We start from the raw sequence: 14,676 nt of genomic DNA, 5'->3' as shown, positions 1-14,676 counted from the left end.
TCAGGGCCTGACGATGAAGCGGTACTGCCCGGTGACGCGATGCGTATCGACCGAGGTCGCCGCCCATTCGACCGTGTAGGGGCCGGGCGCCGCCGCCTTCAGGCGGATCTTCAGCGCCTTGCCGTCGCCGGGCACGGCTTCCGCCGGGGCCGCCTGCACCGCCTGGCCCTGCGCATCACGAACGGTGATGCTGCTGAGCCTGACCTCGAGAGCCTCGGTGAAGCCGAGCACGATCTCGGCCGGGGCGGCGACTGTCGCGCCCTCCGCCGGCGAAGCGGTCCTGAGATGGGCATGGGCGAAGGCGTGTGAGGCGGCAAAGGTGGAGACGGCAAGAGAGAGGGCGAGCGCGAGCCCGGTGACGCGAGACATGAAGATGGTCCTGTGATGGAGAGATGGGCTTTCGCCTGGCGATCACCAGCTGGCGTCGAGCCCGAGATGGGCGAGGGCCTGCCCGCGCAGTTCCGCCAGCCGCGGGTCGCCGCGATGGCGCGGGTAGGGCAGGTCGTTGACGATCTCGGCCTTGATCCGGGCCGGGCGCTCGCTCAGCACGATGACGCGCTGCGCCAGGAACAGCGCCTCTTCGACATCATGGGTGACGAGCAGCGTGGTGAAGCCGCGCTGGCGCCAGAGTTCGGCGATCTCGGTCTGCATCGCGATCCGCGTCAGCGAGTCGAGCTTCCCGAGCGGTTCGTCGAGGATCAGCACGCTCGGATCATTGACGAGTGCGCGCGCCAGTGCAGCGCGCTGCGCCATGCCGCCGGACAGCTGGCGCGGAAAGGCCCGCTCGAAGCCGGCGAGACCGACCGTCCACAGCGCGTCGTCGACACGGCCCTTTTGTGTGGCGAGCAGCCCGCGCGCCTCCAGCCCGAGCGCGACATTCCTCCAGACGGTGCGCCAGGGATAGAGCGTCGGGTCCTGGAAGACGACGACGCGGGACGGGTCGGGAGCGGTGATCAGCTCTCCGGCGGCCGCGATCCGGCCTTGAGAGGGCTGTTCCAACCCGGCGACGAGCCGCAGCAGCGTCGACTTCCCGCACCCGCTCGGGCCGAGCAGGGCTACGAATTCGCCGGCCCGGACGTCGAGGTCGATATCGTCGAGCACCGGCAGCGGCCGGCCCTCGAGATCGAAGGCATGCGAGACACCGGAGATGACGAGATCAGCCCCGCGCGCAGTCGGCACGTCCCGCTCCGGTGCGGAGGCGAATTGCACGGCTACCATTTCACCACGTCCTTCTGCCAGCCGAGCAACCGGTCGCGCGCAGCAAAGAGCAACGTGATCAGGCTCGAGAAGATCAGCGCCATGACGATCAGCGCGCCATACATGTTGGCATAGGCCGCCCAGCCCTGGGCCCATTGCAGGTAGTAGCCGAGGCCGGATTTGACGCCCATCATCTCGGCCGCCACGAGCACCGAGAAGGAAGCGCCGAGCCCCATGAACAGCCCGACGAAGACATGCGGCAGGGCGGCCGGGATCGCGACCTTGAAGATCAGGAACGAGCGGCGGGCGCCGAGCGTGCGGGCGACGTCGTAATAGGCCTTGTCCACGCTGGCGACGCCGGACCAGGTCAGCACCGTGACCGGGAACCAGGTCGCGAGCGCGATCAGGAAGATTGCCGCCGAGAAGCTCGAGGGAAAGAAGAAGAAGGACATCGGAAGGAGCGCGGTCGACGGGATCGGCCCCAGAAATCGCAGCACGGGGTGGACCCAGTAGCCGAGCCCGCGCGACCAGCCGATCGCGACGCCGGTGATGAAGCCGGAGACCGTGCCGAACAGGAAGCCGAGCGCGAGCAGCCGCAGCGAGTGCAGCACGCTTTCGCCGAGCCGCGGCCAGTCCTCGGCATAGACCTCCACCAGCGAGGAGGGCGGCGCGAAGAAGGGCACCGGAAGCAGGCCGAGCTTGGCCGTCAGCAGGTCCCAGACGCCGACGAAGAGCGCGAGCACGACGAGCCAGGGCGCGGCCCGGCCGAGCCGCGCGCCGAGCGGCGGCCAGACGGCGCCGATCGTCGTGGCAACCGCGAGCAGGACCGCCCATGCGGCCAGGCCGAGATTGGTCTGGTCGACATAGAGCGGTTCGGCGAAGCCGACCTTCCTGTTCGCGAGCAGGGTGACGGAGGCCGCGACCGAGGTCCAGGCGACCGTCGCAAGCGCGCCCCGCGCCAGCACCGCGCCATCGACCTGCAGGGGCGGCCGCTCGAAGCTTGCGGCGGAGCCTGTCTGTTCAAACGGCGACATTGGGCACGATCTTCTTCGCGAAGGCCTTGGCGTCGGTGCTCTTGCGGATCACGTTGACGAGCTTGAGCTGTTCGGTGAACAGGGCGACATCGTCGCGCAGCGCCGCTCCGGTGGAGTGGTGGTCATGGGTATGGCTGCGCAGGATCGCCGCCACCGTCTCGGGCGTCACCTTCGCCGGGACGAAGGGGGCGAAGATTTCGGCCGTCTTGTCGGGATTGGCCGCGGTCCAGGCCTGGGCCTCGACGATAGCGCGGGAAACCGCGGCTGCGACCTGCGGCTGGTCGCGGATCAGGGCGCCGCGCAGACCGAGCACGCAGCAGGTCGACTTGGCGTATTGGCCCTCGAGATTGGTGGCGAGTTCGACGAGCTTGTCGCGCTCGCGGATGAGATAGAGATGCGGGTCGTCGCCGGCCAGCGCCTGGACCTCGCCCTTCCTCAGCGCTTCGCCGAACAGATCCTGCGGATACTGCACCCAGCTGACATCCTTCTCCGGATCGAGGCCGATCTCGGCCAGCCGGATGGCGAAGAAATTGCGCACCGGGCTCGCCGGGTCGGTGACGGCGACGGATTTGCCCTTCAGGTCCTTCAGGCTGCCGATGCCGGCATTCTCGGCGACGAGCAGCCGCATGCAGCCGCCATGGGTGCCGACGCTCAGGCCGACGTCAAAGCCCTGTTCGAGGGGCTTCAGCCAGCGCAGTGCCATGCCGATGCCGCCATCGGCATGGCCGGTCGCGATCGCCTGGAGCAGCGCATCGGTCGGCCCGCTGAAGTTCACCGGCTCGACGGCGATATTGTATTTCTCGAACAGCCCCTGCTTCAGCGCGACCGAGATCGGCGACTGGCAGACGGCCGTCTGGCCCCAGGCGAGCTTGATCGTCTGCCGCTGCGCCAGCGGCGCGGCCTGGGCAAAGGCATGGTGCCCGGCGACACCGACGAGTGGCGCGGCGGCGAGGGCGGCGGCGCCGCGCAGCAGCGTGCGGCGGGTGGGCTGGCTGGTGAGAAGGGTCATCTTCGCTCCTTTGCCGCTGCTCTGAGCGGCCTCTATTCAGGGCTTTGGAAAAATCAGGCGGCGGCGCGGCTGGCCGGGATGCGTTCGACCGTTCCACGCACCTCCGTGCCGCGCCGGAGCAGGTTCAGGATCGGGCAGAAACGCTCGACGGCCGCGTTGAGTGCGTCAAGATCGGTCGCATCGGTGGTCAGCCGCACCGTGTAGGAGAGGTCGTGCGGATAGACCGGCGTCGTCTCGAAACCGGGCGTGCCGGCGCGGGGATCGAGCTGGCCCTGCACCTCCACCGAGACATCCCGCAGATCGACCTGCTGGTCGGCCGCCTGGATCAGGTAGGTGTGCGTCAGGCAGCTGGACAAAGCGCCGAGCAGGAGTTCCGGCGAGCTCGGGCCGAGATCGTAGCCAGCGAAATCCGGCGGGCTGTCGCTGACGACCTGGAAGTCGCGGATCCGGATGCGCCGGACGCCGCTGCGCCCTTCGGCGGTTGCCCGGGCTTGCAGGCGCTGTGGCCGGGCCTCGGGCGTGCGGGCATGGGCCTTGCGGCGCAACAGGGCGTCGCGCTTCTGGGCGAGATATTCCGTGAGATCGGACATGGTTTAAAGCTCTGCGGATGGGAAAGGGGAGACGGAATTCGCGCGTTCGCCCGGCCGCTGCGCCGCTGGGAGCCGGCGCATCGGAGACAAGTCTAAATCCAGGGAGAGGTCGTCCGGGCGGCGTGAACATCACGTCCCGTCGGGAAAGGCCGATGCGCGGGAAGGCCGCTGTCGCGGTTTGTCCGCGGCCGCGATGAGCGCCAGCCTAAATCTCCGAAATCATAACCTTCGATGGCAGGGGTTCTGCCGGCCGACCGTTGTTAGTTCAGACGGGAAGGGCATTCGCGTCTCCAAAGCAAGAGAGGAGCCCACGAGTGATCGTGGTGCTTTTAGCGTTGTTGACGCGGCGCAAGCTGCTCCAGCAAATCCCGCGGTGAAGACGTCAGGAATACTCTTCACGTTCAAGATTATTGCTCAGATGATTATTTGTGGCAATGAAACAAAATAGGCGTTTTGATTGCGGGGAGGCGATGATTTGTTTCTGTTCGAGGCGTCCGGTGACGAAAATCAGATCCGCCAAACCCCGCCCTGCCGAATCTCACCAGGCTGCGGCGACAGCCGCGAGCGATGCCGGCCTCGCCGTTTCCGTCCGTGCGACGCTGGGGCCGAGCTTGGGAGGGCTGAGATAGCGTTCGCCGCTATCGGCGACGATGGCGACGATTGTCTTGCCGGCGTTTTCGGGGCGCCGGCCGAGGGCCGCGGCGGCAAACAGCACCGCGCCCGACGATGTGCCTGCCAGGATGCCTTCCTCCTGCGCCAGGGCCTGCGCGAACGCGCGCGCCTGCGCCGTGTCGGTCACGATCACCTCGTCGACGACGGCAGCGTCGAAATTTTCGGGCAGGTAGGCGGCCTCGACATCGGTCACCTTGTGGACGCCCTCGATGCTGTCCGGGTAGGGCGTCTCGGCCGAGGGGATCGAGGCCGCGCCGGGCTCGACGACGACGACCTTCACGCCGGGCTTCTGCGCCTTCAGGAAGCGGCCCGTGCCGGAGATCGTGCCGCCGGTGCCGACCGCGGCCACGAAGATGTCGACCTCGCCCTTGGTCTCGCGCCAGATTTCCGGCCCGGTCGTCTCGAAATGAACCCGAGGGTTTGCCGGGTTGCCCCGCTGATTGGTGTAATACGCATCGGGATTCTCGCGGCGGACGCGGTCGATGATCGCGTGGATGGCACCGGTTTCCAGGAATACGCTGTTGTCGATCAGGACGGTTTCGGCGCCATATTGGTGCAGCAACCGGATCTTGTCCTCGCTGATCGTGTTGCGGAGATAGAATTTCGAGCGGTAGCCGCGCGCCGCTGCCAGGGCGGCGAGGCCGATGCCGGTATTGCCGCTGGTGAGATCGACGATGAGCTGGCCGGGCTTCAGCGCCCCCGTCTCCTCGGCCTCGCGGATGATGCCCCAGGCCGTGCGGTCCTTGATGCTGCCGGCCGGGTTCAGATACTCGATCTTCGCGAAGATGCGGGAGGCGACCTCTAGCCTGTCCGCAAAGCGGCGCAGTTCCAGCAGCGGCGTGTTGCCGACCAGCGCCGCAAAGTGGTTGTTCTGCGTTCCCATGATGCTCTCGCTCTGAGGAGAGGTGGCGCATGCCACCGAAGACCGGCGCGATGGCCGGTCACCTATGTCGGGCAGACGCTTGGCCCTGATCGGCGGGGCTGCCGCGTGTGGAGTCAGGCTGCCGGCGAGACTGCGGCTCTGCGCCGCTCAGGCCGCTGCCACCTGTGCCGTCGCCGCGCGATGGGTCGCCAGGCGGGCCGCAATCCTGGCTTCCTGCTCGGCCTTGACGATGGCGACGCGGGCCGTCGCTTCCTCGAGCGATGCGGCCGGCGGATAGATTGCTCTGCTGCCCGCCGTGCCGGCCTTCGCCCCGATATGTTTTTCAAAAGGCAGGGAGCGATAGAGCGTCGGGTCGACTGTCGTGTCGAAGAGCGGCCGATAGCCGAGCGAGAGATAGAGGCTCGTCGCCTCCGGCTGCCGGAACCCGGTGGTGAGATAGGCTCGGGTGTAGCCGAGCTCGGCCGCCGCCTCTTCGAGCGCGAGCACGATCTGCCGTGCCAGCCCCTGCCGCCGCAGGTCGTCTCGCGTCCAGATGCGCTTGAGCTCGGTTGTTTCGTCGTCATGGCTCATGAAGGCGCCGCCCGCGATGGTCTCGTCGCCGCGCCGCAGGAGCAGGAAATCTCCCAAGGGCGGGGCGAAGACCTCTGCCGGGTAGCGCAGGATCTCGGAGCGCGCGCCGCCTGGCCTGCTATTGGCCCCGTATCGGCCGTCGTACTCGGCAACAAGCCCTTCGATCAAAACCTCTGCTTTCCCATCAAAGGGAGACGATCGCACGATCAGGTCAGTCATGGCACGGTTCCGGAATTTGTCGTTGAGCGGGAATAAGCGCCCATCGCATTCGTATCTGAACAGGTCGTGCAATCAATACTTCAAAGATAATAAGTATATTTCGCTATACTGAGTGTCGTTGTGAAATCTATATTTCCAAAATGGGCTGGCGAGACGGAAGGAATTTATCCGTCTCACCGATCAGCGCCCCCGGCTCCGACCGTGCGCAGGGCCCGCAGGCCCCAATCCGTGGTGCTTTGCGCACCCCATCTCAGATCGGCCGCCACCGTCATCGCCGATCGCTCAGTTGGCGAATGCGGCGAGCCGCGGGATGCCGAGGCCAAAGCGCTCGCGCAGGCTGGTTTCCTCGTAATGTCGGCGGAACAATCCCCGTTCCTGCAGGATCGGGATCACCCGATCGACGAAATCGTCGATCCCGTCGGGCATCGATGCCGGGATCAGGTTGAACCCGTCGGCAGCGCCCTGTTCGAACCAGAATTGCAGGTCGTCGGCGATCGTCTGGGGTGAGCCGATGATGATGCGATGGCCATGGGATGCGATCGCGAGCGCCGCGAGTTCGCGCAGCGTGTAATTCTCGGCGCGTGCCTTGTTCAGCAGCAGGCGCACCCGGCTCTCGCCATGGATGCGTTCGCCCGGCTCGGGCACCGGCCCGTCGAGTGGATGGACGGACAGGTCATAGCCCCAGCGCCCCGACAACTGGCGGATGCCGGCGGCGATGTCGGTATGCTCCTGCATCGCCGCGAATTTCTCGCGTGCCTCGGCATCGGTGCGCCCGACGATCGGCATGATTCCGGGCAGGATCGGCAGGCGTGGCGCCTTGCGCCCGGCGGCTCTCGCCGCCTCGCTCAGCGCGTCGCGATAGACGTGGGAATCGGCGATCGTGTCCTGCGCCGTGAAGGCGAGATCCGCCTCCGCCGCCGCGAGCGCGATGCCGTCGCGCGAGGAGCCGGCTTGCACGATGACCGGATGACCCTGCGGCGGCCGCGAGATGTTGAGCGGACCGCGCACCGAAAAATGCTCGCCCTTGTGCTCCAGCAGGCGCACCCGCTGCGTATCGAGGAACGCGCCGGATTGCCTGTTCATGACGAGGGCATCATTGGCCCAGCTGTCCCACAGGCCGCGCACGACCTGCACGAATTCCCGGGCGCGCTCATAGCGGGCGGCGTGATCGGGCAGGGCGGCGAGGTTGAAATTCTCGGCGGCCCGGTCCGATTGGGTGGTGACGACGTTCCAGCCGGCGCGGCCATGGCTGATATGGTCGAGCGAAGCGAGCTGCCGGGCCACGTTGTAGGGCTCGGCGAAGCTGGTCGAGATCGTGCCGACGAGACCGATCTTCGAGGTCGCGACGGCGAGCGCCGAGAGAAGGGTCAGGGGCTCGAGCCCGCCGGCCTTGCCCTGTGCGCCAGGCTCCGGGCCAGCGAGGTTGTCGGCGACGAAGAACATGTCGAACAGTCCTTCCTCGGCCTTGCGGGCGATCCGGATCGCCCAGTCGATATCCTCGGGATGGCCCTGCGCGGTGTCTTGCCGCCACGCTGCCGGATGCCGGCCGATCGGCTGGTGGAACAGGCCGAGATGGAGCCTGCGGGGCTTGCGAGCGGTCTGGTCGGCGATCGTCATGGTCTTCTCAAAGCGAAGTGAATGGAGAGGGGCGGTGCTCAATCGAGGCGCGGGTCGAGATGGTCGCGCAGCCAGTCGCCGAGCAGGATGACGCCGAGCACGGTCAGCGTGATCGCGATGCCGGGAAAGGTCGCAACCCACCAGCTGGTCGCCAGGTACTGGCGTCCCTCGCTCAACATCTGCCCCCAGGAGATCTCGGGCGGCTGGATGCCGAAGCCGAGGAAGCTGAGGGAGGATTCCGCCAGGATGACGGTGCCGACATTCATGGTCGAGACGACGACGAAGGAGGACAGGATATTGGGCAGGATGTGCCGCAGGATCAGTCCGAGCGGGCGCGCGCCGATCGACCGCGCGGCCGCGATATAGTCCATTTCCTTCACGCCCAGGACGTCGGCCCTGACGATCCGGGCACAGCCGACCCAGTTGGTCGCGGCGATGACGACGACGAGCGGGACGAGCCCGGTTCCCGCTACGAGGGCGACGACAAGCATGAACAGCATCGTCGGGATCGCCAGCATCGCGTCGATCACACGCATGATCAGCGCATCGACCCTGCCGCCTGCCATGCCGGCGAGCAGGCCGAGCGATAGGCCGATCAGGCTGGAGAGGGCGACGGCGGCAAGGCCGACCGTCAGCGAGGTGCGCGCGCCGAAGATGATGCGGCTGAGCAGGTCGCGCCCCTGGCTGTCGGTTCCCAGCAGATGGCGCGGATTGCCGCCCTCGAGCCAGGCCGGCGGGAGCAGCTTCAGCGAAAGGTTGCGCCGCAGCGGGTCGAGCGGCGCCAGTTGATCGGCCATCAGCGCCGTCACGGCGATGACCGCGACGATGGCAAGGCCGGCAAGGCCCGCCTTGTTCGACAATAGCGAGCGCAGCAGGCGTGGCAGGCGCGGGATACGGGGGAGCGGGAGGGATATCTGCATGGTTTTCACGTGAGGGCGATCAATGCCGCAGGCGCGGGTCGATCAGCCGGTAGAGGGCGTCCGTCGTCAGGTTGATCGTCAGAGCCATGATGGTGATGACGAACACCGCGATCTGAATGACCGCCATGTCCTTGGTGTAGACCGCCTGCACGACGAGCTGGCCGAGCCCCGGCCAGGAGAACACGGTTTCCGTGACCAGCGCCCCGCCGAGCAGCGCGATGGCATGGAGCGATGTCATGGTCAGTGCCGGGATGAGCGCGTTGCGCAGGCCGTGGCGGAGGATGACGAGGATCTCCGGCACGCCCTTGGCCCGGGCGGTCCGGATATAGTCCTGACCCATGACCTCCAGCAGGCTGGACCGGATCAGTTTGGTCAGCTCCGCGGCAAAGCCGGTACCCAGCGTTAGCGCAGGCAGGATCAGATGCGCGAAGCTGCCGCTGCCGGAGACCGGAACCAGCCGGAGCCAAACGCCGAAGACGAGGATCAGCATGATGCCGACCCAGAAATTCGGCATCGCCTTGCCCAGGATCGTCACGGCGGAGATCGCGAAATCCGGCATGCTGTTGCGCCGGAGCGCAGCAAAGATGCCGGTCGGCAGGGCGATGAGGATCGCAACAATGAGGCCGCCCGCCGTCAGTGTCAGGGTTGCAGGGATGCGTTCGAGCACGACCGGCAGGGCGTCCGTGCCGTAGCGATAGGAAACGCCGAAATCCCCAGTCAGGATATTGCCCATGTAGCGGAGATATTGGACATACCAGGGCCGATCGAGCCCCCATGCGGCGACCAGCACGAGGCGGTCTTCTTCGCTCGCATCCTCCGGGATCAGCAGCGCCGAAGGGTCCCCCGTCAGATAGACCAGCATGAAGACGATCAGCGAGACGATGTAGAGCACCGGTACGAATTGTAGCAGCGCCTTGAGGGGAGAGCGTCCGCTCATGGGCGCGAGACGTCCTCGGCTGCGATCATTTCGTCGAAGCGCCCCTTGTAGACGATGCGATCGCTCACGCCGTAGATCGATTGCGGGAAGAGCAGACCGATGCGGACGCGCTGTTCGGCGACGATCTGCTGGCCTTGCTGCGAGATGGCGATGCGGTCGGTCTCGCTCTTCGCCTGGCGAACCGAGGCGGCGAGTTTCTCGAAGCTCTCGTCCGACCAGTCGTAGTGACGCTTGAAATTATCGACGAAGAGGGTCGAGGCATCGGTGTAGGAGCCCATGCCCCAGAGATAGAGCTCGCCAAAACCGTCGCCGACGACCTTGTTGTTGTAGACGGTCCAGTCGAGCACTTCGACCTGCGCCCGGAAACCGGCATCCTCGAGATAACCGGCGACCGCCTCGACGATCTCGCGATCCTTCACATAGCGGCCGCTCGGCGTGCTGATCTTGATGGCGGGACGCTTGCGGTCGCTGTAGCCCGCCTCGCGCAGCAGCGCCTTCGCGCGCTCCGGATCGAAGCGGATGTCGCGGCTCAGCTCAGGGGCAAAGCCCGGGATCGCCGGCGGGAAGAAGCCGCGCGTCGCCCCGCCATGCCCTTCCAGCACCTGCTGCACGATGGCATTGCGGTCGATGGCGAGGTCGATCGCCTCGCGGACGCGCGGATCGCCCGTGACGCGGTCCTTGCCGGTGCGGACATGCAAGGCGAGGTTGCGCGCGATGTCGAAGGTGATGGCGCGCGTGCCCTTGTTGTCGTTCAGGCGCGCGATGTCCTCCGGCGGGACGTTCACGGCGATATCGACGCCGCCGGTCAGGAGCTCGGCGACCCGCGTCGTGGTTTCGGGGATCGAGCGGATGACGACGCCATCCCATTTCGGCGTGCCGCCCCACCAGCGCGGGTTCTTCGCCAGGACGACGCGGTCGGATTTGACCCATTGCTTGAAGACGTAAGGTCCGGTGCCGACCGGCTGCTTGAAGAACTCGTCCTTGCCCGCCTTCTCGAACGCTGCCTTGGGCAGGATGCCGGCGCCGTTGCCGACGAAGGCGTGCAGCAGCAGCGTATCGGGCCCGTCAGTTTCGATCCGCAGCGTGGTGTCGTCGGGAGCCTCGACCGCCTTGATCCGGCGGAACTTGCCGGAACTGATCAGCTTCTTGTCCTGCTGCGACCGCTCGATCGTGAACTTGACGTCCTGCGCGGTGAATTTGTCGCCATTGTGCCAGTAGACGTCGTCGCGCAGCTTTAGCGTCCAATGGATATTGTCGTCGCTGCTCCAGGAGAGGGCGAGGCGCGGGGTGAAGCGCAGTTGCCCCTGGCTGAAATCTTTGTCGACCAGGTAATCGTAGATATTCACCAGCGCCGACTCGGTGCTGTTATTGCCGTGATTGGCCGGATCGAGCGAAAGGATGTCGTTTCCTTGCGCGATGGTCAGCGTCTCGGCCGCCGCTATCTTTTGAGGGCCTGCAAAGATCAGCGCTGCCGACATGGCCAGAACCGGCCAGCGGATCAAAGCGAACAGACTCATGGAAACGACGCCTTTGCCTTCGAGACTATCGGGATTGGCGCCAAAATAGCCTGCGCTATCCGGAAAAGGTCTTCAAATGCACGGCGATATCGACGGAGATCCTCTCCGATCATGAGGGCGGGCAGAAGTTTTATTGTCGGCGCGGCCTAGGGGAGGGCGGCAGAGTCGCGTGGGATCATGCCGGCGCTTTCCACCCGCCGATCGCAGCGTTTCCCCGGCTGATCTCAGCGCTTCCGTGCCACGAGGAAGGGCCGGGCGTCCCGGCCGCGCGAGGCGTGGCGCTCGCGCCCGATCATCTCGAACCCCGCGGCCGCGATCTCGCGCTCGAGATCCTCCGTGCTGAGGAAACTGACATAGGGCGCCTTGCCGATGCGCTGCATCAGCGGCACGACGAGGCGCAGGAGCGGGTTCATCTCCTTGAGGCATGGCGTCTTGGAGATGAAGATCCCACCAGGCTTCAGCAGCCTATGGAGGCCGGCCAGGGTCTCCCCCCGCGCCGCGATCAGATGCAGGACATTGAACCCCAGCGCGACGTCGAATGTCGCGTCGGGCTCCGAAATCGCAGCCAGTGTCGCAACCTCGAACGCGACATTGCCGATCCCTGCGGCCTCGGCCTTGCCCCGGGCGATCGCGATCATCTCGCCTGAGATATCGGTCGCCACGATGCGCCTAACGGAGGGCGCGAGTCTCAGCGCGGTGGTGCCGGTGCCGCAACCGAATTCGAGCACCGTATCGTCGGCCTTGAGATGCTGCCGCGTGCGCTCCACTGTGCGCTCATAGCCCGCCATGTCGGCGATCGGACCCGCGGCGTATTTCCGCGCGGTCCGGTCCCAAAAGCGCGCATCATTCGCGATCTGTGCCATGGCAGCCCCCCAAGTCGCCCTCTAGCACGGGCGCGGCCATTCTGCATTGCCGCCTGCCTCGTCCGCGCGACCGTGAAGCGCGAGATCACTCCGCCGCCAGCGCAGGATGGCGGCGGCGCAGTTCCGGATGCTCCGAGAATGGCTGTAGCGGCGTCATCCAGCGTCGAAGCGTGTCTGCGGCATCGAGCTTCGCGACGAAGGGGTCGTTGCCATGGACTGTCCAGGCGATCGTCTCGCCGAGCTCCAGCAACCCCCAGGCGCCCGCCGGCCGCGGCAGGGTGGTGAAGCTCTCGGTCAGCGATTGCAGCGTCAGATGCGGGATGCCGTCGACAATCGTCAGTGTATTCCAGTGGACATGCCCGGCGAGGCAGATGACCGGAACCCGGGCCTGACGCAGCACGGCGCGTGCGCGCTCCGCACCGGGATAGGTCGAGAATTCGGGATTGCGCTCGAAATAGTAGTTGCCGGTCTGGGCGTGGCCGGACAGCGGGACATGGCTCATGATCGCGAGCGGGCGGTCGGCGGCGTTGACGGTCGCGGCGAGCCAGAGCAGGTCGGCCTCGGTCAGGATGAAGCCGCCCGGGCGGTGGATCCGTGAATCGGCCGCCCAGAGCACGAGGCGCCAATCGCCCAGATCGATGGTCCGATGGCCGAGCGGCTGGCCGAGGATGGCCTCGTTCTCGGCGACGCTCAGATGATCGCGGTCATGATTGCCGCAGAGATGGAAGCGCGGCACGGCGATGGCAGAAAACGCGTCCGCCACCTCCTGCTCCAGCCGCAGGTCGGTCGCGTGGTCGCGGTCCGAGATGCGGTCGCCGAGATCGATCACGGCATCGGGCCTCGCCTCTTCGACGAAGCGGCGGAACTCGGCCATGAGCGGCAGGGCCTCGCTGCCCATCTTGGTGAAACTGTTCTCACCGTGATGGATATCGGCGACGACGGCGAGGCGAATGGGCGCGAGGCGAAGAGGCTTGGCCATGGCTGGGCTCACGATGCGAAGGACGAGGACGGAAGGGAGGGGCCGGCGGGGGCCGACCCCTCGCGATGGGTTCAGCGGGCGGCGAGCGTCACGCGGCCGGCACGGAAGTCAAGGACATAGGGGATGTGCCCGGGCAGGGGCCGCCAGGCGAGCGAGCGCTTCATGCCGTATGACTCGTAGGGCTGATAGAGCGGCAGCACCGGCGGGTCGTTCTTAATCGCCTGCATCAGATCGGCATAGGCCTTCTTGCGCTCGCCGAGGTCGGTCGAGAAGCGGAAGCGCTCCCACAGCGCGACATAGGCGTCGTCGGCCTTGAAGCGGCCTTCCGAGGCGGAATTGCCGGTCGGCGCCCACATGATGCCGAAAGCGCCCGCGGGATCCGGGAAATACATCGGGTTCGACCAGGCGCGTGCCATCATGGTCGGGTCGGAGCCGGTCCATTGCTCGGTGACGTTGAGCTGGGTCTTGACGCCGATGGCGCCCCACATCTCCTGGATCGCCTGCGCGGCGAGCAAGCCATTGGTGTAGTAGGCGGCCTGAACGTCGTAGCGGATCGGGGTGCCGTCATAGCCGGCTTCCTTGAGCAGGGCCTTGGCCTTGGCAGGATCGTATTCGAAGGTGGCGAGCTCGGGCATGTAGAGCTGGCCGAACTGCTGGAAGCTATGGCTCGTCGGCACCTTCGCCTTGCCGAACCAGAGCGCCTCGTTCAGCGTCTTGCGGTCGATGGCGTAGGAGAGCGCCTGGCGCAACTTCGGATTGGCCATCTTCGGGTTCTGGGTGTTGAAGATGACGACGTGGAAGAGCGGCGTCTGCATGCCCTCGACCTTGAGCTTCGCGTCCGAGGCGATCGGCTCGAGTTGGTCCGGCGGGACATTGGTGATCAGGTCGACCTCGGCATTCTTCAAGGCCGTCAGGCGGCCGGAAAGTTCCGGGATGCGTTGCACCGTGACCTTCTGGAACGGCGCCTTCTCGCCCCAGAAACCGTCGAAGCGCTCATAGACGAGGCGCTGGTTCGGCACGAACTCGGCGATCTTGTAGGGACCGGTGCCGACGGGCTTCAGCGCGAAGGCCTCGAAATCGGAGGGCTCGGCGACGTTCGGATCGCCCGTCAGGGCCATAATGTATTTCTTCGGCACGATCATGCCCTGCTGCACGTTGAGCAGGGTCTCGAACAGCGGCTCGGGCTTCGTCGCGGTGATCCGCACCGTCTCGGCATCGACGGCCTCGACCTTGGCCATGTTGGGCAGCGTGTCGCGCTTGCGCACGGAATAGGGCGCAAAGCTCGCGTTGATGATGCGGTCGAAGGAGAAGAGCACATCCTCGACCGTCATCGGAGCGCCGTTGTGGAAGGTCACGCCCTGGCGGATCTTGAGCTCGATCTCGGTCGGCGAAACCTGCTTCCAGCTCGTGGCGATGCCCGGCTGCCAGACGCTCTCGGCGCGGGTGGCGTCCTTGCCGATCAGCGGGTCGAAGGCGTTGAAATAGAACTGCGAGCCGACATTGGAGAAATCGCGGCCGGGGTCGAGCCAGGGCGCCATGTTCTGCACGCCGACCTTGAGCTCCTGGGCGCGCGCAAGCCCGGTCAGGGCGGTTGTCGCGAGCGCGGCGGCGAGCGCGGTCTTCAGCAAGGTCTTGAGCATCATGTCAGCCCTTTCGGTTCGAGCAACGG

Annotated in this window: 14 protein-coding genes; all 14 read right to left on the bottom strand. The window is 66.2% G+C overall.

The annotated features are described in order from the left end of the window. The gene (copC, locus tag BIWAKO_RS30890) at positions 1 to 369 is read right to left on the bottom strand and encodes a copper homeostasis periplasmic binding protein CopC (RefSeq protein WP_069881893.1); all 369 of its coding nucleotides are present in this window, start codon (positions 367 to 369) and stop codon (positions 1 to 3) included. A 42-nt stretch (positions 370 to 411) separates the two neighbouring features. Then, entirely contained in the window at positions 412 to 1,218 is an 807-nt protein-coding gene (locus BIWAKO_RS30885) for an ABC transporter ATP-binding protein (RefSeq protein ID WP_069881892.1), read from the bottom strand. Then, on the bottom strand, positions 1,212 to 2,231 hold the full coding sequence (locus tag BIWAKO_RS30880) for an ABC transporter permease (protein WP_084652056.1): 1,020 nt from the start codon (positions 2,229 to 2,231) through the stop codon (positions 1,212 to 1,214). Before BIWAKO_RS30880 ends, BIWAKO_RS30885 begins: the two co-directional genes overlap by 7 nt. Beyond that, positions 2,218 to 3,240 (bottom strand): ABC transporter substrate-binding protein, encoded by a 1,023-nt coding sequence (locus BIWAKO_RS30875; RefSeq protein WP_084652054.1) that lies wholly within the window; start codon positions 3,238 to 3,240, stop codon positions 2,218 to 2,220. Before BIWAKO_RS30875 ends, BIWAKO_RS30880 begins: the two co-directional genes overlap by 14 nt. A gap of 53 nt (positions 3,241 to 3,293) precedes the next feature. Next, the gene (locus tag BIWAKO_RS30870) at positions 3,294 to 3,830 is read right to left on the bottom strand and encodes an OsmC family protein (RefSeq protein WP_069881891.1); all 537 of its coding nucleotides are present in this window, start codon (positions 3,828 to 3,830) and stop codon (positions 3,294 to 3,296) included. A gap of 538 nt (positions 3,831 to 4,368) precedes the next feature. Beyond that, positions 4,369 to 5,385, bottom strand: coding sequence for a PLP-dependent cysteine synthase family protein (locus tag BIWAKO_RS30865; protein ID WP_069881890.1), 1,017 nt, complete (start codon positions 5,383 to 5,385; stop codon positions 4,369 to 4,371). A 147-nt stretch (positions 5,386 to 5,532) separates the two neighbouring features. Beyond that, positions 5,533 to 6,174, bottom strand: a complete 642-nt coding sequence (locus BIWAKO_RS30860; protein ID WP_069881889.1) for a GNAT family N-acetyltransferase — start codon at positions 6,172 to 6,174, stop codon at positions 5,533 to 5,535. 282 nt (positions 6,175 to 6,456) lie between these two features. Continuing rightward, positions 6,457 to 7,791, bottom strand: a complete 1,335-nt coding sequence (locus tag BIWAKO_RS30855; protein WP_069881888.1) for an LLM class flavin-dependent oxidoreductase — start codon at positions 7,789 to 7,791, stop codon at positions 6,457 to 6,459. Between the two features lie 38 nt (positions 7,792 to 7,829). Next, positions 7,830 to 8,711, bottom strand: coding sequence for an ABC transporter permease (locus tag BIWAKO_RS30850; protein ID WP_069881887.1), 882 nt, complete (start codon positions 8,709 to 8,711; stop codon positions 7,830 to 7,832). Positions 8,712 to 8,730: 19 nt separating this feature from the next. Beyond that, positions 8,731 to 9,648 carry an ABC transporter permease gene (locus BIWAKO_RS30845; protein WP_069881886.1) on the bottom strand — a complete coding sequence of 306 codons (918 nt, stop codon included), beginning with the start codon at positions 9,646 to 9,648 and terminating at the stop codon, positions 8,731 to 8,733. Continuing rightward, entirely contained in the window at positions 9,645 to 11,165 is a 1,521-nt protein-coding gene (locus BIWAKO_RS30840) for an ABC transporter substrate-binding protein (RefSeq protein WP_069881885.1), read from the bottom strand. The genes BIWAKO_RS30845 and BIWAKO_RS30840 overlap by 4 nt, the downstream gene beginning before the upstream one ends. 224 nt (positions 11,166 to 11,389) lie before the next feature. Further along, positions 11,390 to 12,028: a class I SAM-dependent methyltransferase gene (locus tag BIWAKO_RS30835; protein WP_069881884.1), complete on the bottom strand. Its 639-nt coding sequence runs from the start codon at positions 12,026 to 12,028 to the stop codon at positions 11,390 to 11,392. Between the two features lie 85 nt (positions 12,029 to 12,113). Beyond that, complete coding sequence (locus BIWAKO_RS30830; protein ID WP_069881883.1) at positions 12,114 to 13,007, bottom strand: metallophosphoesterase family protein; 894 nt, start codon at positions 13,005 to 13,007, stop codon at positions 12,114 to 12,116. Between the two features lie 71 nt (positions 13,008 to 13,078). After that, the gene (locus tag BIWAKO_RS30825; RefSeq protein ID WP_244523596.1) at positions 13,079 to 14,650 is read right to left on the bottom strand and encodes an ABC transporter substrate-binding protein; all 1,572 of its coding nucleotides are present in this window, start codon (positions 14,648 to 14,650) and stop codon (positions 13,079 to 13,081) included. Between the last annotated feature and the right edge of the window lie 26 nt (positions 14,651 to 14,676).

Source organism: Bosea sp. BIWAKO-01, from assembly GCF_001748145.1.
GTDB lineage: Bacteria > Pseudomonadota > Alphaproteobacteria > Rhizobiales > Beijerinckiaceae > Allobosea.
The sequence above is the reverse complement of the archived record's forward strand: the minus strand, read 5'-3'. Positions and strand labels throughout refer to the sequence as shown.